Source organism: Methylobacterium sp. Leaf399, from assembly GCF_001424525.1.
GTDB lineage: Bacteria > Pseudomonadota > Alphaproteobacteria > Rhizobiales > Beijerinckiaceae > Methylobacterium.
Genome location: NZ_LMQK01000023.1, coordinates 383,625 through 407,589, shown reverse-complemented (window position 1 = coordinate 407,589; position 23,965 = coordinate 383,625). Strand labels below are relative to the sequence as shown.

18 protein-coding genes and 2 tRNA genes are annotated in these 23,965 nt (G+C 72.4%); 11 read left to right on the top strand and 9 right to left on the bottom strand.

The window, feature by feature from the left end; genetic code table 11:
* Positions 1 to 43: 43 nt before the first annotated feature.
* Positions 44 to 1,204 carry a methyltransferase gene (locus tag ASG40_RS12920; RefSeq protein ID WP_055886148.1) on the bottom strand — a complete coding sequence of 387 codons (1,161 nt, stop codon included), beginning with the start codon at positions 1,202 to 1,204 and terminating at the stop codon, positions 44 to 46.
* 7 nt (positions 1,205 to 1,211) lie between these two features.
* On the bottom strand, positions 1,212 to 2,093 hold the full coding sequence (locus ASG40_RS12915) for a polyprenyl synthetase family protein (protein WP_055886146.1): 882 nt from the start codon (positions 2,091 to 2,093) through the stop codon (positions 1,212 to 1,214).
* A gap of 99 nt (positions 2,094 to 2,192) precedes the next feature.
* On the opposite strand from ASG40_RS12915, the gene crtD reads away from it, so the two are divergent.
* Both crtD and ASG40_RS12905 read left to right on the top strand, forming a co-directional pair.
* Positions 2,193 to 3,752, top strand: a complete 1,560-nt coding sequence (gene crtD, locus ASG40_RS12910; RefSeq protein WP_055886476.1) for a 1-hydroxycarotenoid 3,4-desaturase CrtD — start codon at positions 2,193 to 2,195, stop codon at positions 3,750 to 3,752.
* On the top strand, positions 3,749 to 4,612 hold the full coding sequence (locus ASG40_RS12905) for a carotenoid 1,2-hydratase (RefSeq protein ID WP_055886472.1): 864 nt from the start codon (positions 3,749 to 3,751) through the stop codon (positions 4,610 to 4,612). The genes crtD and ASG40_RS12905 overlap by 4 nt, the downstream gene beginning before the upstream one ends.
* Positions 4,613 to 4,624: 12 nt before the next feature.
* On the opposite strand, the gene ASG40_RS12900 is transcribed toward ASG40_RS12905, so the two are convergent.
* The 3 genes from ASG40_RS12900 to glgX form a co-directional block, all read right to left on the bottom strand.
* Positions 4,625 to 4,894 carry a hypothetical protein gene (locus ASG40_RS12900; RefSeq protein WP_055886142.1) on the bottom strand — a complete coding sequence of 90 codons (270 nt, stop codon included), beginning with the start codon at positions 4,892 to 4,894 and terminating at the stop codon, positions 4,625 to 4,627.
* A 135-nt stretch (positions 4,895 to 5,029) separates the two neighbouring features.
* Positions 5,030 to 6,655, bottom strand: a complete 1,626-nt coding sequence (locus tag ASG40_RS12895) for a hybrid sensor histidine kinase/response regulator (RefSeq protein WP_055886139.1) — start codon at positions 6,653 to 6,655, stop codon at positions 5,030 to 5,032.
* 246 nt (positions 6,656 to 6,901) lie between these two features.
* Entirely contained in the window at positions 6,902 to 9,184 is a 2,283-nt protein-coding gene (gene glgX / locus ASG40_RS12890; protein WP_443136612.1) for a glycogen debranching protein GlgX, read from the bottom strand.
* A gap of 218 nt (positions 9,185 to 9,402) precedes the next feature.
* Here glgX and ASG40_RS12885 point away from each other — a divergent pair, with 218 nt between their 5' ends.
* From ASG40_RS12885 to ASG40_RS12875, 3 genes are read left to right on the top strand one after another with little or no spacing between them, the layout of a single operon-like run.
* Positions 9,403 to 10,197 (top strand): SHOCT domain-containing protein, encoded by a 795-nt coding sequence (locus tag ASG40_RS12885; RefSeq protein WP_055886138.1) that lies wholly within the window; start codon positions 9,403 to 9,405, stop codon positions 10,195 to 10,197.
* A 26-nt stretch (positions 10,198 to 10,223) separates the two neighbouring features.
* On the top strand, positions 10,224 to 11,291 hold the full coding sequence (locus ASG40_RS12880; protein ID WP_055886136.1) for a spore photoproduct lyase family protein: 1,068 nt from the start codon (positions 10,224 to 10,226) through the stop codon (positions 11,289 to 11,291).
* A 53-nt stretch (positions 11,292 to 11,344) separates the two neighbouring features.
* Positions 11,345 to 11,812: a nucleoside deaminase gene (locus ASG40_RS12875; protein WP_055886467.1), complete on the top strand. Its 468-nt coding sequence runs from the start codon at positions 11,345 to 11,347 to the stop codon at positions 11,810 to 11,812.
* A gap of 7 nt (positions 11,813 to 11,819) precedes the next feature.
* On the opposite strand, the gene ASG40_RS12870 is transcribed toward ASG40_RS12875, so the two are convergent.
* The 3 genes from ASG40_RS12870 to ASG40_RS12860 form a co-directional block, all read right to left on the bottom strand.
* Entirely contained in the window at positions 11,820 to 12,131 is a 312-nt protein-coding gene (locus ASG40_RS12870) for an ETC complex I subunit (protein WP_055886133.1), read from the bottom strand.
* 47 nt (positions 12,132 to 12,178) lie between these two features.
* Positions 12,179 to 12,255, bottom strand: a tRNA-Pro gene (locus ASG40_RS12865).
* 105 nt (positions 12,256 to 12,360) lie between these two features.
* Complete coding sequence (locus ASG40_RS12860; protein ID WP_055886130.1) at positions 12,361 to 12,594, bottom strand: hypothetical protein; 234 nt, start codon at positions 12,592 to 12,594, stop codon at positions 12,361 to 12,363.
* Positions 12,595 to 12,775: 181 nt separating this feature from the next.
* Between ASG40_RS12860 and ASG40_RS12855 the strand changes: the two genes are divergently transcribed.
* Positions 12,776 to 13,480 (top strand): glutathione binding-like protein, encoded by a 705-nt coding sequence (locus ASG40_RS12855; protein WP_055886127.1) that lies wholly within the window; start codon positions 12,776 to 12,778, stop codon positions 13,478 to 13,480.
* Between the two features lie 22 nt (positions 13,481 to 13,502).
* Here ASG40_RS12855 and ASG40_RS12850 read toward each other — a convergent pair whose 3' ends face one another.
* On the bottom strand, positions 13,503 to 14,318 hold the full coding sequence (locus tag ASG40_RS12850) for a phosphodiester glycosidase family protein (protein ID WP_082524049.1): 816 nt from the start codon (positions 14,316 to 14,318) through the stop codon (positions 13,503 to 13,505).
* Between the two features lie 270 nt (positions 14,319 to 14,588).
* Here ASG40_RS12850 and ASG40_RS12845 point away from each other — a divergent pair.
* The 5 genes from ASG40_RS12845 to addA all read left to right on the top strand — a co-directional run bounded on the left by ASG40_RS12845 (position 14,589) and on the right by addA (position 23,922).
* A tRNA-Lys gene (locus ASG40_RS12845) sits at positions 14,589 to 14,664 on the top strand.
* Positions 14,665 to 14,980: 316 nt separating this feature from the next.
* The gene (gene tsaE / locus ASG40_RS12840) at positions 14,981 to 16,501 is read left to right on the top strand and encodes a tRNA (adenosine(37)-N6)-threonylcarbamoyltransferase complex ATPase subunit type 1 TsaE (protein WP_055886460.1); all 1,521 of its coding nucleotides are present in this window, start codon (positions 14,981 to 14,983) and stop codon (positions 16,499 to 16,501) included.
* A 26-nt stretch (positions 16,502 to 16,527) separates the two neighbouring features.
* Positions 16,528 to 17,271: a nucleotidyltransferase family protein gene (locus ASG40_RS12835; RefSeq protein ID WP_055886119.1), complete on the top strand. Its 744-nt coding sequence runs from the start codon at positions 16,528 to 16,530 to the stop codon at positions 17,269 to 17,271.
* A gap of 68 nt (positions 17,272 to 17,339) precedes the next feature.
* A complete protein-coding gene (gene addB, locus ASG40_RS12830; RefSeq protein ID WP_055886118.1) occupies positions 17,340 to 20,453 on the top strand; it encodes a double-strand break repair protein AddB in 3,114 nt (1,037 codons plus the stop codon).
* Positions 20,454 to 20,457: 4 nt separating this feature from the next.
* Complete coding sequence (addA, locus tag ASG40_RS12825) at positions 20,458 to 23,922, top strand: double-strand break repair helicase AddA (protein WP_055886113.1); 3,465 nt, start codon at positions 20,458 to 20,460, stop codon at positions 23,920 to 23,922.
* Positions 23,923 to 23,965 lie beyond the last annotated feature (43 nt).

The following is a 23,965-nucleotide window of genomic DNA, read 5'->3' as shown; positions in this document are numbered from 1 at the left end:
GCGCGAGTGTCAAGTTGGCTTGTCACTCGCGCCGGGATGCGTCTCAGACCGCCGTCGCGGTGACGAGCCGGGTCAGGAGCGGGCGGCGGGTGGCGATCTCGCGGGGCCGTGCGAAGCCCGCCTCGGCCAGCAGCGGCGCCAGCTCGGCCGGGCTGCGGCAGCGGCCGGTGCCCATGGCGAGGAGATAGAAGCCGAAATAGGCGTCGGCGATCGGCGCGGCCCCGGGCGTGCCGGCCATCGGCTCGGCGATGAGCAGGGTGCCGCCGGGTGCCAGCGCATCGCGGACCTTGCGCAGCAGGACCCGGACGGTGTCGTCGTCGTGGTCGTGGACCACGCGCACCAGGGAGATCAGGTCGGCCCCCGAGGGCAGGGGATCCTCGCGAAAACTGCCGCCGTGGGCGGTGGCGCGCCCGGCGAGGCCGGCGGCGGCGAAGTGGCGGCGGGCGCGTGCCGCCACGGGCTCGAGGTCGAACAGGACGAGGGAAAGGTCCGGCGCGCGGGCCGCGGCGGCGGCGAGGAAGGCGCCCTCGCCGCCGCCGACGTCCATCAGCCGCCGATGCGTGCCCAGGGGATAGGCGTCGAGGATGTCCTGCGCGATGAAGGCCTGGGAGGCGGCCATCAGGCCGCTGTAGGGCGCCACCGATTCGGGGCCGACCGCCTCGGGGCGGCCGCCGTCGGCATAGGGCCAGTAGGCGGACAGCCGGGTCGGGCCGGCCTCGCCCCGCAACAGGGCGACCGGATCGCGCAGGTCGTCGTAGAGCATGGCGTGATGCTCGACCATCGCGGCGATGGCGGGGTTGCCGATCAGCGCGGCGCCGAGGTCGGCCAGGGCGAAGCGGCCGTCGGGCAGGCGGGTGAGGAGATCGAGGGAGGCGGCGGCCTTCAGGAGGCGCAGGCAGCGCTCCGGCGGCAGGTCGAGGCGCACGGCGAGCCAGTCGACGGTGCGCGGCCCCGGCTCCAGCACGGCGAACAGGTCGAGGCGAACGCAGGCGAACAGGGTCTGCGAGTAGACGAAGCCGGCGCACAGGTCGAACAAGGCGCGGGTGTTGGCCCGCGCGATGCCGCGCGTCAGGGGAAAGCCCGCGGCCCAGCGTTGGAAGCCGGGCCGTGCCACCGTGCGGTGGCGGAAGGCGAGCCAGCGTTCGCGCCAGGAACGGGGCGCACCGGTCGCATGGAGGACCGGCGGCGCGCGGAGTTCCGGCATGTCCCGCTCACGCAACCGCGAAGAGCTTTTCGGAGGCGAGGCTCGGCGGGAGGAACAGGCGGGTCTGGGCGACGATCTCGGCGCGCAGGATCTCCGCGCCGGGGCAGGGCGGGATGACCTCCACCGCCTCGGCCACGAGGTGGCGCAGCCGGGCCATGGCGCCGCCGACCCCGAGCAAGGCCGCCGCGTTGGGGCGGCCGAGGGTGGCGTCGCGGCCCACCGGCTTGCCGATCTCCTCCTGGCGGCAGGCGACGTCGCTCAGGTCGTCGGCGACCTGGTAGGCCTCGCCGAGGCATTCGCCGAGCAGGCGCCAGGGCAGGGGGGGAGCGCCGGCCGCGGCCGCGCCGGTCACGGTGGCGGCGGCGAACAAGGCCCCGGTCTTGGCCTGCTGGTATTCGGTGAGGCCGACCGTGAGTTCCGATTCCCAGGCCTGGCCCGCCACGATGCCGACCGGCGAGCCGACCGCGCGGGCGACGAGGCCGACGAGGGAGGCGAGGCGGGCGGGATGGCGTGCGGCGCCCCGCGCCAGGGTCTCGAAGGCGAGGACGATGAGCGCGTCCCCGGTGAGCACCGCCAGGGGCTCGCCGAAGGCCGCATGCACCGAGGGCTTCTGCCGGCGCATCGGCGCGTCGTCGAAACACGGCAGGTCGTCGTGGACGAGGGAGGCGCAGTGCAGGAGCTCGATCGCGGCCGCGGCCGCATCGGCCCCGACCGGATCGTCGTCGCCGCAGGCGCGGGCCACCGAAAGGCAGAGCCGCGGGCGGATGCGGTGGCCGCCGGGAAAGACCCCGTAGCGAATCGCTTCCGCCAGGCGCGGTGGCGCACCGGGCGCCTCCGCATGGGCCACGGCATTGTCCAGGGCCCGCTCGATGCGCCGGTTGGCATCCATGTCCGCCACTCCCGTGTCTTTTCAAGTTGTCATTTCAAAGTGTCAGATTAAGTTGACACTCGTCAAGCCGTCTCGTGGCGGCGGCAGGGAGTGGACCGGGTGCAGGGTGACAGGGTCGTCGTCGTCGGAGCGGGGATCGCGGGGCTGGTGTCGGCGCTGCGGCTGGCCCATGCCGGGCTCGACGTCACCGTTCTCGAACGGGGGCCGAAGCCCGGCGGCAAGATGCGCAGCGTCGGGGTGGCCGGGCGCGCCATCGAGGCCGGCCCCACCGTCTTCACCATGCGCTGGGTGTTCGAGGAGATTTTTGCGGAGGCGGGCGCCGATCTCGGCGCCAGCGTCGCGCTCACGCCCGCCGCGATCCTGGCCCGCCACGCCTGGCGCGGTGACGGGCGCCTCGATCTCTTCGCCGACCACGAGGCGAGCGTGGACGCCATCGGCGCCTTCGCCGGGGCCCGCGAGGCGGAGGGCTACCGCCGGTTCTGCGCCAGGGCCGGCGAGGTCTATCGTACCCTGGAGGGGCCGTTCATCCGGGGCACGCGGCCCAATCCGGTCGAACTCGGGCGCCGGGTCGGCCTGTCGGGGATCGGCGACCTCTGGCGCATCCAGCCCTTCTCGACCCTGTGGGGGGCGCTGGGCGACTATTTTCGCGATCCCCGCCTGCGCCAGCTGTTCGGGCGCTACGCCACCTATTGCGGCGCCTCGCCGTTCGAGGCGCCCGCCACCCTGATGCTGGTGGCGCATGTGGAGGCGCAGGGCGTCTGGACCATCGAGGGCGGCCTCAGCCGGCTGGCGCAGGCCTGCGCCGATCTCGCCGCCGCGCGCGGCGCCAGCTTCCGCTACGGTGCCGATGTGGCGCGGATCGTGGTCGAGGGCGGCGCGGTGGCCGGGGTCGAACTCGCCGGCGGCGAGCGCATCGCGGCGGACGCGGTGGTGGCCAATGCCGATGTCGCGGCCTTAGGGACGGGCCTGTTCGGACCCGAGGCCGCGCGGGTCACCGACCCGGTGGCGCTCGCCGAGCGGTCGCTCTCGGCGGTGACGTTCTGCATGAACGCCCGGCCCGAGGGGTTTCCCCTGGTGCGCCACACGGTGTTCTTCTCGGACGATTACGCCAGCGAGTTCGCGGAACTGCGCAAAGGCCGGCGCCTGCCGGCCGATCCCACGGTCTACATCTGCGCCCAGGACCGTGGCGACGCGGCCGTGCCGGCGGTCGACGGCCCGGAACGCCTGCTTTGCCTCGTCAACGCGCCCGCCACCGGCGAGCGCCCCCTCGACCCCACGGAGTTGCGCCAATGCGAGACCAACCTGCGTCGTCGGCTGCAGGCCGCCGGACTGACGCTGAACGAGGAGCCGGGGATGGTGGTCACCGATCCGGCGGGCTTCGCGGGCCTGTTTCCGGCGACGGGTGGCGCCCTCTACGGCCGCGCCTCGCACGGTTGGATGGCCTCGTTCAAGCGGCCGGGGGCGCGCACGCGCCTGCCCGGCCTGTATCTGGCGGGGGGCAGCGTCCATCCGGGGCCGGGGGTGCCGATGGCGGCCCAGTCGGGCCGGCTGGCGGCCGACAGCCTCCTGGCGGATCTCCCGGCGGATCGGCCCTCGCGCCGCGCTTCGACACCCCGGTCGGGCCGGGTGGCTACGTCTGGTGGTACGTCGACGCCCTGAGCGAGGACGGCACCCAGGGGCTCACCGTCATCGCCTTCATCGGCAGCGTGTTCTCGCCCTACTACGCCTGGGACACGAGCCGGGACCCGTTCGCGCATTGCGCGGTCAACGTCGTCCTCTACGGCGAAGGCCGCAACAGCTTCTGCATGACCGAGCGCGGCGCGAAATCCCTGTCGCGGGACGCGCGCAGCATCCGCATCGGCCCGAGCGCCATGGCCTGGGACGGCACCAGCCTGACGATCCGCCTCGACGAGGTCACCGCGCCGATCCCCTCGCCGGTGCGCGGCACCATCACGGTGCGGCCGGGCGGAATCACCCAGGCGCCCCAGACCCTCGACGCCGCCGGCCGCCACCGCTGGTGGCCGATGGCGCCGGCCTCCCCCGTCACCGTGGCGCTCAGCGAGCCCGCGGTGAACTGGTCGGGCACCGCCTATTTCGACACCAACCACGGCGACGAGCCCCTGGAGGACGCCTTCTCGCGGTGGACCTGGTGCCGGGCCGACCTCAAGCCGGGGGCGGCGATCCTCTACGACGTGGTCCGCCGCGACGGCACCACCCAGAACCTCACCCTGCGCTTCGACGCCGACGGCACCGCCCGCGAGATCGCGCCGCCGGTGGCCGCCGAGCTGCCGAAGACCGGGTTCTGGCGGATGCCGCGCCCGACGCGCAGCGACGACGGCCGCGCCAGCGTGGTGCGGACCTTCGAGGACACGCCGTTCTACGCCCGCTCGCTCCTGTCCTCGACCCTGTGCGGGCGCCCCGTGAACCCGGTCCACGAGAGCCTGTCCCTCGATCGCTTCAAGAACCCGCTGGTGCGCCTGATGCTGCCGTTCCGGATGCCGCGCCCGTTCGGCGGATGAAGCGCCGGGACGTCAGTCCGCCTTGCGCTCCGCCGCGTTGCGCCTGCGGGTGGCGGCCCCCTTCCTGGCCGAGGCCGAGCGCTCCTCGGCGGTGCGGGTGGAAACCTTGGCCCGGCCCGAGCCGCCCGGCTTCTTGCCGCCGCCGTCGTCCTTGTTGACGGTGGCCCAGGCGCGCGCCTCAGCCTGCGCCTCGGGCACGCCGCGGGCCTCGTAGGACTCGGCGATGTGCTCGGCCTTGCGGACCTGCTTGTCGGTGTACTTCCCCTTGTCGCCCCGTGGCATCGCGCCGTCTCTCGTGTCGTCCGTGCCGCCTCATGCCATTTCCGGACGATCACGTCGCGATGCGGAAATGGGCATCGCTCAGGCGCCGCGCGGGCTCGCCGATACGGCCACCGCTTGAATCAAGCGGAGGCCGCATCAGTCGATCCCGGTCGGTCCGTCGAGGACGGCGCGGATGCGGCGGATCAGGTCGGTGCGGCGGTAGGGCTTGTTGAGGAGGTCGAACTCCGCCCCGTCGGCATCGGTCCGCTCGATGGCCGCTTCGGCGTAGCCGGTGGTGAGGAGCACCTTCAGCCGCGGGCGCAGGCGGCGGGCCTCGCGGGCCAGGGTCACCCCGTTCATGCCGCCGGGCATGATGAGGTCCGTGAACAGGAGGTCGACGGTCTCGGTCTGGTCGAGGATGTCGAGGGCCTCGCGGCCGTTGCGGGCGGTCAGCGTGGTGTATCCGAAGTCGCGCAGGATGGTCCGGGCCAGTTCCGCGACGTCGTCGCGGTCGTCGACGATCAGGACCGTCTCGGTGCCGGTCTGGGGGGCGACGGGCCGGGAGGCGATCGCCTGCATCGGCCGTTCGCCCTGCGCGTTGGCGGGGAAGGACAGACGGACCGTGGTGCCCTCGCCCAGCACGGATTCGATCTGCACCGCGCCGCCCGACTGCTTGGCGAAGCCGTAGACCATCGAGAGCCCGAGCCCGGTGCCCTTGCCCTCGTCCTTGGTGCTGAAGAACGGGTCCATCACCCGCGAGAGCACGTCCGGGGCGATGCCCGTGCCGGTGTCGCTCACCGAGACGCTGACGTGGCGCCCGCCCGGAAGGCCGGGCGAGCGGCCGCCGGCGTCGGCGTCCGCGGCCACGTTCTCGGTCTTCACCGTGACGCGGCCGCCCTCCGGCATCGCGTCGCGGGCGTTGATCAGGACGTTGAGGAGCGCGGCCTCGGTCTGGGTCGGGTCGATCCGGCTGGTCCAGAGGTCGGGCGCGAGGTCGAGGTCGAGGTCGATCCCGGTCCCGAGCGTCCGCGTGGCGAGGTCGCCCATGCCCTCGACGAGGCCGTTGAGGTTGACCGCGCGCCCCTCGAGATGCTGCTTGCGGGCGAAGGCCAGGAGCTGCTGCGTCAGCATCGTCGCCCGGTCCGCCGCCGCGCGGATGTTGTCGGTGGCGCGCCGCATCCGGCCGCGATCGCCGTCGGGTTTGTCCAGGGCGACGCCGAGGATGTCGACGTAGCCGACGATCACCTGCAGGAGATTGTTGAAGTCGTGGGCGATGCCGCCGGTGAGCTGGCCGAGCGCCTCCATCTTGTGGGCCTGCCCCAGGGCGTCCTCGGCGTCGCGGCGGCGCGAGACGTCGAGCTGGGAGCCGAAGAAGTACACCAGCTCGTTGGCGGCGTTGTAGACCGGCGCCAGGTAGAGCGCGTTCCAGAACGTGGAGCCGTCCTTGCGGTAGTTCAGGATCTCGGTGGCGAATTCCTCCCGCCGCGCGATCGCCCGCCGGATCTCGGCCACCGTCCCCGCATCCGTCTCCGGTCCCTGCAGGAACCGGCAGTTGCGGCCCACCAGCTCCTCGGGCGTGTAGCCCGTCATGGCGATGAAGGCCCGGTTGGCGAACAGGATCGGGTTGTCGGGCTGGCGCGGATCGCTGACGATCATCGGCATCCGCGTCGCTTCCACGGCCGCGAAGAAGAGATCGCTGTGAGGATCGGCGACCTCCGACGAGAACCCCGTCCGAACCCGCGCATGCATCCCGATCGGAGGCTTCTCGGGTGAGTCGTTCATGCTGTGCCGGCTTCTCGATCGGTGACGGGCGCCGGGTCGGGGCCGTCGCGGCGGCGCCCGACGACCTGACCGGTTGTTTCGTGTCGGCCTCGCTGTCGGGATGACGGCGGATGGCGCGGTGTTGCCCTGCGATAAGTCCCCGGGCCGATACCCGTTCCGATTGGTGGTCGCCTTCGAAAAAAGCGGGCGCCGCCTCTCGTGGAGGCGGCGCCCGGTGGATGGGGTGGAATCGGTTTCGCGCCGGGCTCAGGTGGCCGGCGGTTCGAACCGGACCGTGTCGATGTTGGCCCGCTCGAAGGCCTGCATCACGTGCTGGTAGGAGCGCTCCATCTCGGTGACCTCGTCGCCCTGGGTCTCTTCGGGTTTGAGGACGAACATCAGCATCGAGCGGCCGGTGACGTCGTAGGTGGCGCCGATGTCCACATGAACGACCTCCTGGCTGTCGGGCAGGTTGGTGTCGAGAAGCCGCGTCCAGGCGGCGCCGCCGACGGAGCCCGGCAGGATGAACGACACCATGTCGTGGTACGCGTTGTAGAGGAACAGCAGCGTCGCATCGCCGCCGCGCCGGTGGATGCCCGAGGCCTGAGCCCGGCCGTCGAGCAGCACCGCGATGGCGCGGGCGTCGCCCTGGCCCCAGTTCTCGGTGCTCATCTCGGCCCCGTCGGGCCGCAGCCAGGTCACGTCCTTGACGCCGAGGTCCTCGTCGTAGGCCGCGGTCAGGAACCGGCCGCGGGTGAGGATCGGCAGCGCCGTGCGCAGGTGCATCAGGCGCTGCGTGAACTCGGCGAGGTCGCGTTCGTCCGAGCCGATCGCCTCCCAGTCGATCCACGAGACCTCGTTGTCCTGGCAGTAGGCGTTGTTGTTGCCGCGCTGGGTGCGGGCGAACTCGTCGCCGGCCAGCAGCATCGGGGTGCCGCGCGAGAGGAACAGGGTCGCCAGCATGTTGCGCATCTGGCGGTTGCGCACCGCCTTGATCGCCGGATCGTCGGTGGGGCCTTCGACGCCGTAGTTGTAGGAGAGGTTGTGGCCGTGGCCGTCCCGGTTGCCCTCGCCGTTGGCCTCGTTGTGCTTCTCGTCGTACGACACCGTGTCGTTGAGCGTGAAGCCGTCGTGGGCCGAGATGAAGTTCACCGACGCCCAGGGCTTGCGCCCGCGCTTGTTGAACTTGTCGGCCGAGCCGGTGATGCGCGAGGCCAGCGACGGCAGCAGGCCCTCGTTGCCGCGCCAGTAGCCGCGCACGTCATCGCGAAAGCGGTCGTTCCACTCGGCCCAGCCGGGCGGGAAGCCGCCGACCTGGTAGCCGCCCGGGCCGCAGTCCCACGGCTCGGCGATGAGCTTGACCTGGTTCAGCACGGGATCCTGCAGGCAGGTGTCGAGGAAGCCGCCGCCCTCGTCGAAGCCGTGCGCCTCGCGGCCCAGGATGGTGGCCAGATCGAACCGGAAGCCGTCGACCCGCATCTCCGTCGCCCAGTACCGCAGCGAATCGGTGACGAGCTGCAGCACGCGGGGATGCGACAGGTTGAAGGTGTTACCCGTGCCGGTGTCGTTGATGTAGAACTGCTCCTGGCCCGGCAGCAGCCGGTAGTAGGAGGCGTTGTCGACGCCCTTGAACGACAGGGTCGGGCCCTTCTCGTTGCCCTCGGCGGTGTGGTTGTAAACCACGTCGAGGATGACCTCGAGGCCGGCCCCGTGCATGCGCGCCACCATCTCCTTGAACTCGGAGAAGGCGAAGTCCGGCACCGCCGCGTAGCGCCGCGCCGGCGTGAAGAACGAGATCGTGTTGTAGCCCCAGTAGTTCACCAGGTTCTTTTCCTGGAGGTAGTCGTCCTGCACGAAGGCGTGGACGGGCAGCAGCTCCACCGAGGTCACGCCCAGCGACTTGATGTAGTCCAGCACCGCCGGGTTGCCGAGGCCGGCATAGGTCCCGCGCAGGCGCTCGGGCACCAGCGGATGGGTCTTGGTGAAGCCCTTCACGTGGGTCTCGTAGAAGACGGTCTTCTCCCACGGCACGTTGGGCTTGCGGTCGCGGCCCCAGGTGAAGGCCGGGTCGATGACGCGGCTGCGGCGGGTGAACGGCGCGGAATCGCGCTCGTCGAAGGTCAGGTCGTCGCCGGTCTCCATCTGGTAGCCGAACAGGGCCGGGTTCCAGGTGATGGAGCCGACCAGGCCCTTGGCGTAGGGGTCGATCAGGAGCTTGTTGTGGTTGAAGCGGTGGCCGGCCTTGGGCTCGTAGGGGCCGTGGACGCGGTAGCCGTAGATGGTGCCGGGCCGGGCGTCGGGCAGGTAGCCGTGCCAGATCTCGTCGGTGTATTCCGGCAGCTCGATCCGCTCGATCTCCTGCTCGCCGGCCTCGTCGAACAGGCACAGCTCGACCTTGGTGGCGTGGGCCGAGAACAGCGCGAAGTTGACGCCCAGCCCATCCCAGGTGGCCCCGAGGGGGTAGGGTGCGCCTTCGCGGATGCGGGAACGGGCCGAACGGGTCTGCGTGGACGCCTTGGCTGCCTGGAACGTCGAATCGTCGGCCATCATTGCTCCGAAGGTCGGCTCCGTTCCGCTCCGGGCGGCGGACGCGAGCCTGAATCCGACGTGAACGCGTCCCGCCATGCCGAAGCTCCCGCGCACGAGAAATTATTGCTGCGTCGCACCGGGGACGATTGCGGCCGTCCGGGCTTTCGTCCAGTCCTGAGAACCGACGTCCCGTAAGGACCGCGCGCGGGTCGCGACGGCCTCGGGGGAGGAGACGAGTCATGACCGATCAGAGCTTCGAGGCGGCGGGCGAACTCCAGGCGCTGGCCGATCGGCACGGCGTCGGGCTCGATGCGGTCCGCCACCTGGCCCAGGCGCTGGAGGCGGGCCACGGCGCCATGGCCCAGTTCAACCATCCCGACCTCGGCGGCTTCGGGCAATGGTCGACGGGCGGCATGATCATGATCGGGCAGATGTTCGATACCGCCCTCAAGGCCCGCGTCGCCGCCCTGTGCGACGAGCTCAGCCGGTCCCTGCCGGCGTTAGGCCGGACGGGCGCCGCGGCGGGCCAGTGGTGGCCCGCCAACCTCGGGCGGCCCTCCACCTCCGGCGCCCAGAACGGCCTGCGCTACGCCTATTTCCCCGAGAGCCGGCGCCTGGCCGTCGAGTCAGACGGTGCGCTCTCGCTCTACGACACCGGCATCCACGACATCTCCGGCGTCTCGCTGTCGCAGGGCGGCGGCACCAGGCTGCGCTTCAGCGGCCGCGGCGGCCCCGTCGAGCTCGACCAGCTGACGCGCCTCGACGGCCAGGCACCGCCGCGCCCGCCCGAGTCCCGCCCGCCCGAGTCTCGTCCACCCGAGTCCCGCCCGCCCGAGCCGCGTCCGTTCTATCCCGACCCGGTGGTGCCGATGGCGCCGGCCCCCGAGGCGCCCCCCGAGCCCGCGCCGGCGCCCGAGACGGCGGGCGGCGACGTCCTCGCCACCCTGGAGAAGCTCGCAGCGCTTCACGCCAAGGGCGTCCTCACCGAGGCCGAGTTCTCGTCCAAGAAGGCCGAACTGCTGGCCCGGCTCTGATCCGAGACGGACCTCCTGGCGACGCCATGGACCTGCCGCGCGACCTCATCGACGTCGCCACCATCTACCATGAGCCCGTGGTGGCGGATTTCGCGCATGGCCGGGCCATCCTCGACCGGTTTCCGGACGCGGCCCGGATCGAAGTGCCCTCGCACTGGAACATCCCCACCCTCCACGGCAACGCGGGCGCGGTGGAGGATTGGGTCCGCATCAAGCGCTCGACCCTGGTGCTCGGGGTCAAGAAGGGCCTGAGCCTGCGCCCCAACGGCCGCAGCGCCCACTTCATCGCGCCCTCGACCTCGAACGGCTGCGCCATGGCCTGCGCCTATTGCTACGTGCCCCGGCGCAAGGGCTTCGCCAACCCGATCTCGCTGTTCGTCAACGTCGAGGCGATCGGCGAGGCGATCCGGCGCCACGCCGGCAAGCAGGGGCCGCTCACCGCCCCCGACACGATCGACCCGGAGCGGTGGGTCTACGACATCGGCGAGAACGGCGACCTTTCCGTGGACGCCCTCCTCGGGGACGGCGTGCGCGACCTCGTCGCCCTGTTCCGCGACATCCCCAACGCCAAGGCCTCCTTCGCCACCAAGGCGGTCAACCGCGACCTCCTCGCCTACGAGCCCCGGGGCAAGACCCGCATCCGGTTCTCGCTGATGCCCGAGGGCATCGCCCGGATCGTCGACGTGCGCACCGCGCCGATCATGGAGCGGATCGCGGCCATCGACGACTTCGTGGCCGCCGGCTACGAGGTCCACGTGAATTTCTCGCCGGTGATCCTCTACGAGGGCTGGGAGGCGGATTGGGGCGCGCTGTTCGAGGCCCTCGACGCCGGCATCGGGCCGGCGGCCAAGGCCCAGCTCAAGGCCGAGGTCATCCTGCTCACCCACAACGCCGGGCTCCACGCGGTCAACCTCGGCTGGCACCCCAAGGCCGAGGCGCTGCTGTGGCGCCCCGACATCCAGGAGGCCAAGAGGTCGGAGGGCGGGGGCGACAACCTGCGCTACCGTGCCCGCTGGAAGGCCCAGTGGATCGCGCGCTTCAAGGCGTTGATGGCCGAGCGCATCCCCTATTGCCAGGTCCGTTACGCTTTTTGAGTCCGCTACGCTGTCCGACCGAAGAAGGAGACCCGTCGATGAACACGCCGCCGATGAGCACGCATGAGGATTACCTGCGCGAGGCGGTGGAGCTCGCCGCCGCGAACGTCGCGCAGGGCGGCCGGCCCTATGGCGCCGTCCTCGTCCGGGACGGCGCGGTGATCGCCCGCGCGGCCAACGGCATCCACCTCACCAACGATCCCACCGACCATGCCGAACTGCGGGCCCTGCGCGAGGCGGGCCAGGCGCTCGGCACTCCGAAGCTCGAGGGCGCGGTGATGTACGCGAGCGGGCGTCCCTGCCCGATGTGCCATGCGGCGATGCGTCTGGCGGGTATCCGCGAGGGCTATTTCGCCAATTCCGCCGAGACCGCCGCCGGGTTCGGGCTCCTCGGTGCCGAGATCTACGCCGAACTGTGCCGGCCGCTCGACGAGCAGCCGATGCGCCTCGTGCATCTCGACGTGCCGGACGCGGCCGAGCCCTATGCCGCCTTTCGGGCGCGCCACCCGGCCAAGTCGTGAGTGCGCTTCAGTGCGTCCAGGGCGCGGTGCGGCTGAACTTGAAATTGTCGGAGTATGACAATCCCTTGCGCGGGATCGCCTTCTGCGGCTCGTCGATCCGGTAGGACAGGCCGGCGCGGGTGGCATAGGCCACCGCCTCCTCCTGCGTGTCGAAGGTGAGCCGCACCTGTTGCAGCATGTCGCCCGAGCCGGTCCAGCCCATGAGCGGATCGGTCTCGCGCGGCTCGGTCCGGTCGAATTCGAGGATCCACCGGTGCGTGCGGGCGAGCCCGGACTGGGAGGCATCCTTGGCGGGCCGGTAAATACGCGCGCTCGACATCGGACGGTTCAAGCCTTCGAGAGACCAACGGACGGACAGGCGGCGAATGGTCGGGGCGATAGGATTCGAACCTACGACCCTCTGGTCCCAAACCAGATGCGCTACCAGACTGCGCTACACCCCGACACGCTCGCGCGCTCCTGGGGCATAGAGTTTTCGCCCCCTCTGGGCAAGCGGCGTTCGCCCAAGCGGGCCGGGTAGCCTCGGCATCCCAGGCGCGCGAGCGCGGTCAGACCAGCATGTCGAGGACGCGCTTCTCGGTCTCGATGGAGGACCTCATGACCGCTGTGTTGAGTGCGACGGCGGCCTTCGATTCGATGAGCTCGATCGCGGTCGTCGAGAGATCGACCTGCGAGGCCTGCGGCAGGCTGGTGCCGAGGGTGGCGACGGTTTCGGCCGCCGCGGAATAGCGTTGCGTCGCCGCCGCCAGCCCGCCCGCCGAAATCGATACCGCGCTGATCATCGCCCTGTCCCCGGCCGCTCCGGGGACGACCCTGCCACGCCGGCCGTGAAGCGAGCGTCAGCAATGTCCGTCGCATTCGATCGATGCGGGCCTTCGTTCGACGAGGGGCGTTGACCTCGGCCGTCGCCGAGCCCACCTGCGCGCCCTGAGGGTGCGGACGGTGCACGTCCAAGGAGACGCGATGATCGACCTCTATTATTGGCCGACCCCGAACGGCCACAAGGTGACGCTGTTCCTCGAGGAGGCCGGCCTGCCCTATGCCATCAAGCCGGTGGACATCGGCAAGGGGGCGCAATTTGCGCCCGACTTCCTGGCGATCGCCCCCAACAACCGCATGCCGGCCATCGTCGACCACGCCCCGGCCTCGGGCACCGCGCCGGTCGCCCTGTTCGAATCCGGCGCGATCCTGCTCTACCTCGCCGAGAAGACCGGGCGGTTCATCCCCGCCGACCTGCACGGCCGCGCCGAGGTGCTGCAATGGCTGTTCTGGCAGATGGGCGGCCTCGGGCCGATGCTCGGCCAGAACCACCATTTCTCGCAATACGCGCCCGAGCCGGTTCCCTACGCCATCGACCGCTACGTCAAGGAGACCAACCGCCTCTACGGCGTCCTCGACCGGCGGCTGGCCGACCGCGCCTATGTGGCGGGAGACGCCTATTCCATCGCCGACATGGCATCCTACCCCTGGATCGTGCCGTGGGAGAAGCAGGGCCAGACGCTGTCCGACTTCCCGCACCTGTCGCGCTGGTTCGCCGACATCGCCGGGCGCTCGGCCACCAAGGCGGCCTACGCCAGGGCGGCGGCCGTCAACCCCGACTACGGCAAGCCGATGAGCGAGGACGCCAAGAAGGTGATGTTCGGCCAGACCGCCAAACGCGACGGCTGACCGAGGAGGGGGGCGGGCGGCCTTACCGCGCCACCGCTCCCACCATCGGCCCGAGCGGCCGGCTGAGGTCCGAGCGGCCCAGACTCGGGGCGTAGAGGCTCGACACGCTGCCGTCGAGGAACAGGGCGTTGCGGCAACCGAGATCGTCCTTGAACAGGCGGGCGAAGGCGCCGAACGTCACCGGCCGCTCCGAGATCGCGAACACCGCGGTGCGGCCGTCCTCGCGCACGCCGACCCCGTTGCGGATCTTTTGCGAGGGGCCGTCCGTCGAGATCTTCGGATGGATCTTGCCGTCCACCACCAGCATCGGGCCCGATTGCGTGGCGAAGTCGGGTTTCGGGTTGGTCTTGAGGTAGCGGCCGGTCTCCATCACCCCGGCGCGCTCGCCCTTCACGTAGAAGATGCCATTGGGCTTGAGGTGGAAGTTGCCCGGGCCGTTGGCGGTGGACACCCCCTTCAGCTCGCGCCCCTCCTCCACGTAGAGCCCCACCGGCGCCTGGCCCTTGTCGTACATGCCGGCATTCATCGCAAAGCCGAGCTGGCTCCCCTGCTTGGTGGCCAGGGTCGAGAGCGACGAATAGGGCAGCCCGTCCGCGTCCAGCCAGAACAGGCGCACGCGCTCGCGGCGCAGGTCCACCGTGCAGACCGTGAAGGTCTCGCCGTCGGACTGGACCGGCTTGCACGGTGTCGCCGCCTGGCCGGAGGAGATCGGCGCCAGGGTCAGGACGACCGCCGCGACCCACCCGGCACGCCGCCGCCGGACCCGCCCTGGGCGTTCGGGAGTCGCGACCCGCCGGGCCGGCGCGAGTGCCTGGGACGGGATGGGGCCTGCGATCATCGGGATGGGTCCTGCCGCATGAGTCCTGCCGCGTCGCGATCCGCTCCGCAGCCAGACGGGCGATGCGAACGGGCCTGCGATAGCAAGGCTGCGACCCCGGCTCAATCGCCGCCGCGCGGTTCGCGGCACGCCGCCGGCCGTCCCGGATCGGCCGATCCGTCACGGCCCGGTCGGCCCGGTTGACCTCATTCCGCCCACCCCCTATTGCAGGCCCGCTTCCCCATGCGCAGGACCCGCGGCCGCCGCCAGGCCCGTCCGTCATGGGGACGCGAGCGCGTAGCTCAGCTGGTAGAGCAACGGACTTTTAATCTGTAGGTCTTGGGTTCGAACCCCAACGCGCTCACCAATCTTTTCCGTCGCTCGGATCGTCCTCGTGAGACGCGAGGGACCGAAATGCTTCTTCGCCGCTTCGCCGCCGGAAGGGTGGGGCAAGCCCAGGTTAAGGAAGCTCGGTTACCATGATCGCCGCATGGGGGCTTCCGGCCTCGGCGTGGCGCGGGTCCGATTTGCTCGCGTGGGTTCGGTATCGCCGCGGGGCCTGGTGCGTTGCACCTCACGAAGCGACGGGCGTTGGAGGCGGGCCTTGGAGGATCGAGCGGGTGAGTGACGACGGCCACGGCCCGGCGGGACCGGAGGCGCAAGCCCCGGCGGCCTGGGAAATCATGCTGACCGAAGAGGGCGCCACCGAGGACCTCGGCCGCTTCCTCTCCGAGCTGCTCCAGCCCGGCGACATCGTCGCCCTCTCCGGCGGCCTGGGCGGCGGCAAGACCACGCTCGCGCGCGCCATCATCCGCGAGCTGACCGGCGACCCCGCCCTCGACGTGCCGAGCCCGACCTTCACCCTCGTCCAGCCCTACGAGGGCCGACACGGGCGCGCCATCGTGCACGCCGACCTCTACCGCCTGCGCAGCGCCGACGAACTCGTGGAGCTGGGCTTCGACGAGATGACGGAGGGGGCCATCACCCTGGTGGAATGGCCCGAGCGGCTGGGGTTTCGCGAAGGCCCGGTCCTGTCGGTCGACCTGTCGCTGCGGCCGCAGTTCGGCGACGGCGCCCGGTTCGCCCGCATGGACGGCACCGGCGGCATGCGTGGCCGGCTCCTGCGCGCGCGCTCCCTGCGCACCCTGCTCGAGCGCAGCGGCTGGGACGAGGCCACCCGCCTGCCGATGCAGGGCGATGCCTCCTCGCGGGCCTACGAGCGGCTCGTGAAGGCCGACGGCGCCAAGGCGGTGCTGATGATCTCGCCGGCCCGGGCCGACGGGCCGCCGGTGCGCAACGGCAAGCCCTACAGCGCCATCGTCAAGCTCGCCGAGAGCGTCCACGCCTTCGTCGCGGTGGACCGGGGCCTGCGGGCGCTGGGCTTCTCGGCTCCCAAGATCTACGGCGAGGACCTCGCCGCCGGCCTCCTCATCCTGGAGGATCTCGGGGCCGAGCCGGTGACCGACGCCAACGGCCCGCGGCCGGAGCGCTACGCCGAGGCGACGCGGCTGCTGGCGCGCCTGCACGGGACGCAGCTGCCCGGCGTGCTGCCGGTCGCGGACGGGATCGACCACGTCCTGCCCCACTACGACCTCGAAGCCCTGCTGTTCGAGACCGAGCTCCTGCCGGACTGGTATTGCCCGGCGATGCGCGGGGCCAGCCTGCCGGTGCCCGCCCGCTCCGAGTTCGTCGCCCTCTGGGCCGAGGTGCTGCGCACCGTCGTGCCCGCGCGCCCGACCTGGACGCTGCGCGACTATCACTCCCCCAACCTGATCTGGCTGCCAGGCCGCGAGGGGCTGGAGCGGATCGGGCTCATCGACTTCCAGGACGCGGTGCTCGGCCACCCGGCCTACGACGTCGCCTCGCTGCTGCAGGACGCCCGGGTCGACGCCAGCCCGGACCTCGAGCTGCGGCTGCTCGGCCTCTATGCCCGCGAGCGCCGCGCCCGCGAGCCGGAGTTCGACGTCGAGGACTTCGCCCGCGCCTATGCGGTGCTGGCCGCGCAACGGGCCACCAAGATCCTGGGCATCTTCGCCCGCCTCGACCGCCGCGACGGCAAGCCCGGCTATCTCGCCCACCTGCCGCGCATCGAGCGGTATCTCGCCCGCAACCTCGCGCATCCGGCGTTGACACGCCTGCGCCTCTGGCACGAGGAACACCTGCCCGCGCTGCTGGCCCCCCGCGACGCGACGCCGACCCCCTGATCCCACACCGATACGGCAGGACCCGCATGCCAGAGCCCGCCGCCCCCGCGATCACCCGCGCCTTCGTCCTGGCCGCCGGCCTCGGCACCCGGATGCGCCCGGTCACCGACACGATCCCGAAGTCCCTCGTCCCGGTGGCCGGCCGCGCGCTCATCGACCACGCCCTCGACCGGGCCGCGGAAGGCGGGATCACCGACGCGGTGGTCAACGTCCATTACCTCGCCGACCTCGTCGAGGCGCATCTGGCCCGCCGTGCCGCGCCGCCCGCGGTGACGGTCTCCGACGAGCGCGAAGCGCTCCTGGAGACCGGCGGCGGCATCAAGAAGGCGCTGCCGCTGGTGGGCGCCGACCCCTTCGTGGTGTTCAACTCCGATTCGTTCTGGCTGGAGGGTCCGCGCTCGAACCTCGCCCGCCAGATCGCCGCCTGGCGCCCGCAGGACATGGACATCCTGCTCCTGGTCGCCTCCGCCGCCACCAGCCTGGGCTACGACGGTAACGGCGACTTCGTGATGGACGCCGAGGGCCGGCTGCAGCGCCGCGGCGAACGCCAGGTCGCCCCCTTCATCTATGCCGGCGTCGCCATCCTGAAGCCCGAGCTGTTCGCCGACACGCCCGACGGCCCGTTTTCCCTCAACCTGCTGTTCGACCGCGCCGCCGAGCGCGAGCGCCTGTTCGGACTGCGCCTCGACGGCCAATGGCTCCACGTCGGCACGCCCCAGGCGATCGTCGCGGCCGAGGCACGGGTGAAGGCGAGCGCGCGGGTGCCGTGAGGATGAAGGCGGTGCCACGTCCGGAATAGTCGTCGCGCCGGCCCTCTTTGGCCGAATGACAGGTCATCATGCCCGCCTCCCGCGTCTTCACGATTCCCCCCGGAGTCCCCTTCCTCCCAACCCTCGCCGAGGCCCTCGTCGGGGGGCGGCTGGTGGGCGACCTCGGGGGCGATCCCCTGGCGCTGGCCGGCGTCACCCTCTACCTGCCGACGCGCCGCGCGGTGCGGGCGTTGTCGGGGTGCCTCGCCGAGCGCCTCGGCGGGGCCGCCCTGCTGCCGCGGATGATCCCTCTGGGCGAGGCCGACGAGGCCGAACTCGACCTCGCCGCGACGCCGCTCCTCGAGAACGGCCCCGATCCGCTCGCTCCGGCGATGCCGCCCCTGGAGCGGCGCCTGATCCTGGCGCGCCTGGTCCAGTCCTGGGCCGAGACCGTGGACCGCGCCCTCCTGCCCATCGACGACGACGTGCCCTTCCTGGTGCCGTCCTCCCCCGCGGACGCGGTGGCCCTGGCCGGCGACCTCGAACGCCTGATGGACGCGCTCACCGTGGAGGGCCTGCCCTGGGCCGAGATCGCCGGGGCCGTCGAGGCGGAATACTCGCGCTATTTCGGGCTCACCCTCGATTTCGTGCGCATCGCCGCCGAGAACTGGCCGGCGATCCTGCACGACCGCGGCCTCGGCGACCCGGTGGTGCGCTCGCGCCTGATGGTGATGGCCGAGGCCGACCGCCTGGGGCGCGAGCCCCCGGCCGGTCCGGTGATCGTGGCCGGCTCCACCGGCTCGGTCCCGGCCACCGCCCGGCTCATCGCCGCGGTGGCCGCCCTGCCGCGCGGGGCGGTGGTGCTGCCGGGGCTCGACCAGGACCTCGACGCCCCCGGCTGGACCGCCATCGACACCGGCGAGGGCGCGGAGCGGGAGATCGCCCACGGCCATCCGCAGGCGATCCTGCACCGCCTGCTCGGGCCGCGCGGGCTCGCCCTCGACCGCAGCGAGGTCGTCGTCCTCGGCGCGCCCTCGCAGGAGGCCCGCGCCCGCGCGGCGCTGCTGTCCCAGGCCCTGCGCCCGGCCGAGACCACCGACGCCTGGGCCGATCTCGCCGCCTCCGTGCGTGACGATCTCGCCCGCCGGGGACTCGCCGGGCTCGCGGTGGTGGAGGCCGCCGACGAGCGCCAGGAGGCCCTGGTCGCGGCCATCGCCCTGCGCGAGACCCTGGAGACCCCCGGTGCCACGGCCGCCCTCGTCACCCCCGACCGCAACCTCGCCATCCGGGTCGCGGCGGAGCTCGGCCGCTGGGGCATCGTGGCGGAGGATTCGGCGGGCGAACCCCTCTCGCGCAGCCAGGCGGGGCGCTTCGCCCGCCTCGTGGCGGAACTCGCCACCGACCTGAAGCCGGCAAAGCTCATCGCCCTGCTGGCGCATCCCTACGTCCGCCTCGCCATGCCGCGCTCGGACGTGGTGCGCGCCGCCGCCGCCCTGGAGATCGGCGTGCTGCGCGGCCCCGCGCCGGGGCCGGGCCTTGCCGGCATCGCCAAGGCTTTGGACGACCAGCGCGCCGCCACCGGCCGCCGGCCAAGGCCCAAGCGCCGCCTCGCCGACCGGGACTGGGACCTGGCCGCCGAGCTGATCGCCCGCCTGACCGACGCCCTGGCCGACTTCGTTGTCCCCGACGTCTCCGCGCCCGAAAACCTCGTGGCGATCGCCGGCCGGCACCGTGCCGCCTGCGACCGGCTGCTGGCCTGCCCTGAGACCGAGATGCCCGCCGATGGGTCGCTGGAGGGGCTCGACACCCTGTTCGACGACCTCGCCATGGCCGAGCCCGGCCTGATGCCGGGCACCTTCGCCGAGTACCCCGCCTTCTTCACCGCGCTCTGCGCCGAGCGGGTCGTCACCTGCGGCGGGCCGGCGCCGCACCCGCGCGTGCGCATCCTCGGCCTCCTCGAATCCCGCCTGATGGACGTCGACCGCGTCGTGCTCGGCGGCCTCGACGAGGGGGTGTGGCCGTCGCGCACGGTGACCGATTCCTTCCTCAACAGGCCGATGCGCGAGCGGGTGGGCCTGAACCCGCCCGAGCGCCGGATCGGCCAGAGCGCCCACGACTTCGTCCAGGCGCTGGGTTGCCGCGACGCGGTGATCACGCGGGCGGGCAAGCGCGACGGTTCGCCGACGGTGCCCTCGCGCTTTCTCCAGCGCCTGCGCGCCTTCGTCGGCGATGCGCGCTGGGAGACGGCGCTGGGGCAGGGACGGCGCCTCGCGGGCTTCGCCGACAGGCTCGACCACGGCGGCCCGCCGCCGCCGCGGCTGGCCCAGCCGCGGCCACGGCCCGATCCGGCCCTGTTCCCGCGCTCCCTCAGCGTCACCGAGATCGAGACGCTGGTGCGCGACCCCTACGTCATCTTCGCCCGCCACGTGCTCGGGCTCGAACCGCTGGAGCCGGTGGCGGCGATGCCGGGTGCGGCCGAGCGCGGCACCCTGGTCCACGACATCCTCGGCCGGTTCGCGGACGACCACCCCGAGGCGCTGCCCGCCGACGCCCCCGAGCGCCTCTACGCCCTGGCGCTCGACGCCTTCGGAAGCATCGCCGACACCTATCCCGAACTCTACGCGGAGTGGTGGCCGCGCTACGAGCGCATGGCCGGCCGCTTCCTCGACTGGGAGGCGCAGCGCCGGCCCGGCCTGCGGCGCGTCCATCCGGAGGTGTCGGGCAAGTGGGTGATCCCCCTGGGGACCGACAGCGTCACCCTGCGCGCCCGCGCCGACCGGATCGAGCTGGCGCGCGACGGGACCGCCTGCATCGTCGACTTCAAGACCGGGGCGCCGCCGAGCAACAGGGAGGTCTTCGCCGGGTTCTCGCCACAGCTCACCCTGGAGGCGGCGATGCTCAAGGCCGGTGCCTTCGCGGGGATCGCCGCCTCCGCGGGAACGCCGGACCTGCTCTACGTCCACGCGTCGGGCGGGCGCGACCCGTTCGTGCCACGGCCCCTCAAACCGCCGCGCGGCGATGCCCGCGGGGTCGAGGGCATCGTCGAGGAGCACACCGCCCGCCTGCGCGGCCTGCTCGCCCGCTTCCTGTCCGGCGAGGCCGCCTACACCTCGCGGCCCTACCCGAAATACGCCAAATCCTACGGCGATTACGACCACCTCGCCCGGGTGCTGGAATGGTCGCTCGGCGGCGAGGAGGACTAGGCCCATGAACCGCGCCTTCGTCGTCGACGCCCTCACCAAGGATAAGCAGCGGCGCGCCGCCGATCCGCGCGCCTCCGCCTGGGTCTCGGCCAATGCCGGGACGGGCAAGACCAAGGTGCTCACCGACCGGGTCGTGCGCCTCCTCCTCGACGGGGCGGCGCCGGCCCGCATCCTGTGCCTCACCTTCACCAAGGCGGCCGCCGCCAACATGTCGATCCGGGTGTTCCAGCGGCTCGGGCGCTGGGTCACCCTCGACGAGGCGGCGTTGTCGGCCGAGCTGGCGGAACTCACCGGGCAGGTGCCCCGGCGCGAGACCGTCAACCTCGCCCGCCGGCTGTTCGCCCGCGCCGTCGAGACGCCGGGCGGGCTCAAGATCGAGACCCTGCACGCGCTGTGCGAGCGGCTGCTGCACCTGTTTCCCTTCGAGGCCAACGTCCCGGCCCGCTTCGTCGTCCTCGACGACGACCAGTCGCGGGACGCCTTTGCCATCGAGACCGACAACGTGCTCGCCGACGCCATCGGCGCCCGCGCTTCCGATCTCGGGGCCGCCCTCGCCGTGGTCGGGCCCGAGGCCACGGGCGACGCCCTGCGCAAGGTCATCCGTGACGCGATCCGTGCGCGCCGGGTGATCGGCGACCCGCGCGGTCTCGACGCCGCCTTCTCCGCGCTCGCCCGCAGCCTCGGTCTCGGCGCCGGCGACACGGCCCCGGAGATCGAGCGGCGCATGCTCGACGACGGGCTTTCCGACTGGCCCGGCCTCGCCGCCCGCCTGCGCACGGGCAAATCCACCGACGAGCAGCTCGCCGACCTCCTGGTCCAGGCCGAGGCGGCGCGGGGAACGCCCGCGGCGCTCGGCCTGTACCGCTGCGTGTTCTTCACCAAGGACGGCGAGGGGCCGCCCAAGGCCGACCGCAGCCTCGGCACCAAGGGCGTGCCCGAGGACGCGAAGCAGGACCTCCTGGCCGAGCGCGACCGGCTGGCGCTGCTGCTCGATACCCTGCGCGCGGCGCGGACCCTGGAACGGACGCAGGCCCTGTTCACCCTGGCGCGGGAGATCCACCGCCGTGTCGAGGCCCAGAAGGCGCGTCTCGGCGCGCTCGACTTCGACGACCTCATCCACAAGACCCTCGACCTGCTGTCGCGGACCGGTGCGGCCTGGGTGCTGTACAAGCTCGACCGCGGCGTCGACCACGTCCTCGTCGACGAAGCGCAGGATACCAACCCGCAGCAGTGGGAGATCCTGCGCCTCGTCACCGCCGAGTTCGCCGCCGGCGAGGGTGCGCGCGACCGCCTGCGGACGCGCTTCGCCGTGGGCGACCCCAAGCAGTCGATCTACAGCTTCCAGGGGGCCGAGCCGCGCGCCTTCGAGGCGGTGCGGCAGGAATGGCGAGGGGCGGCACAGAAGGCCGGCCTCGCCTTCGAGGACGTCGAGCTGCAGCTCTCGTTCCGCTCGACGCTGGGCATCCTGGGTGCCGTGGACGCCACCTTCGCGCTGCCCGACCACTACCAGGGGCTGGCCTTCGACGACGCGACGAAGCCCGGCACGATCCACACCACGGCCCGCCGGGGCGCCCCCGGTGCCGTCGAACTCTGGCCGATCGTCGAGCCGGTGGACGAGGTCGAGCCCGATGCCTGGGCGGCCCCGGTGGATGCGCCGGAGGCCAACGCGCCGGCCATCGTCACGGCTCGTCGCATCGCCAGGGCGGTGCGGGGCTGGACCCTGCACGGCGACGAAACCGGCCGCGTCTGGCGCCCGGGCGAGATCCTGATCCTGGTGCGCAAGCGCTCGGCCGCCTTCGAGGAGGTGATCCGCGCCATGAAGGCCCTGGGCGTGCCGGTGGCCGGCCAGGACCGGCTCGACATCGCCGCCCATATCGCCGTCAACGACCTCGTTGCGGCGGGTCGGGCCGGGCTGCTGCCGGCCGACGACCTGACCCTGGCCGGGGCTCTCAAAACGCCGCTGGTCGGCCTCGACGACGACGATCTCGTGCGGCTCGCCGCCCGGCGCGAGGAATCCGAGACCCTGGAGGACGCCCTCCACCGCCACGCCGCCGCCGGCGATCCCGCCGCGCTGCGGGCGGTGGCCGCGCTGCGCCTCTGGATCGATCTCTCCGCCACCAGCGGCCCGTTCGGGTTCTACGCGGCGATCCTCGGGCCCCACGGCGGGCGCCGTGCCCTGGTGGCACGTCTCGGCGAGGAGGCGGGCGACGCCATCGACGTGTTCCTGGCCGCCGCCGCGCAGGTGGAGCAGGGCAGCGACGCGCCCTCGCTCGGCGGGTTCCTGACGCGCTACCTCGCGGCCTCCGGGCGCGGCGAGGCCGGCCACACCGTCAAGCGCGACCTCGAATCCGGCCGCGACGAGGTCCGCGTCATGACCGTCCACGGCGCCAAGGGGCTGGAGGCGCCCCTCGTGGTGATCATCGACGGTTGCGAGAAGCCGGGCGGCAACGATCCGCCGCTGCTGCCGATGTCGGCCGCCCGGGACGAGGCGCTGCCCCCGGTGTGGTCGAGCAAGAGCCAGGACTGCGAGGCCGCGGCCACCGCCAGGGCCGACCTGCAGGCCCGGGCCCGCGAGGAACACAACCGCCTGCTCTACGTAGCGATGACCCGGGCCGCCGACCGCCTCGTGGTCGCGCCCTATCGCGGGCGCACCGCCGCCGAACCGGCGGCCTGGTGCGAGATGATCCGCACCGGCCTCGAAACCGACCGCGGCGCCGGGCAGGCCCTCGAGACTCCCCACGGGCCGGCGACCCTCTGGCGCGAGGGCGAGGGCGCCGCGTCGACGGAAACGGACATTCTCTTGCCGGCGGCAGAGGTGGACGCGCCGGCCTGGCTCTCGGCGCCGGCACCCGATGAGATCGCGGTCGCGCCGCCCTTGAGCCCCTCGGGCGCGCTCGCCGCCGCCGACGGGCAGCGCATGCCGGCCCGGCGCCAGGCGGACCCGGAACCGCGCCGGCGCGGCGTTCTCATCCACGCTCTGCTCGAACATCTCCCCCGCCTCGACCCCGCCCTCCGCCGCGACGCCGCCACCGCCTTCGTGCGGGCACGCGCCCCCGCCCTCGACGACCATACCCGCAGGGCCATCGTCGCAGCGGTGCTGCGGCTCATCGAGGAGCCCGACCTCGCGCCGCTGTTTGCCCGCGAGGCCCGGGCGGAGGTGACGCTCACCGGTCGTGTGACGGTGGGGGGGCGCCTGCGCCCGGTCGTCGGCCGGGTCGATCGCCTGGCTGTGACGGAGGGCGAGGTCTGGCTCGCCGACTTCAAGACCGGCCGGCCGCCGCCGGACGACGCCGGCCCACCCCCGGCGGAGGCGGGTCAGATCGCGCTTTATGCGGCCCTGCTCGGGGAGATCTATCCGGGCCGCACCGTCAAGCCGATGCTGGTCTGGACCTCGGGCCCCACCATCCGCCGCCTCGATGCGGCGGCGGTGGCGGCTGCCCTGCAGGCTCTCGCGGAACGCGAAAGCTGAGGAGCGGGGCGGGGGCTTGTTGCTGCCGACGAGGGAGCCCTCG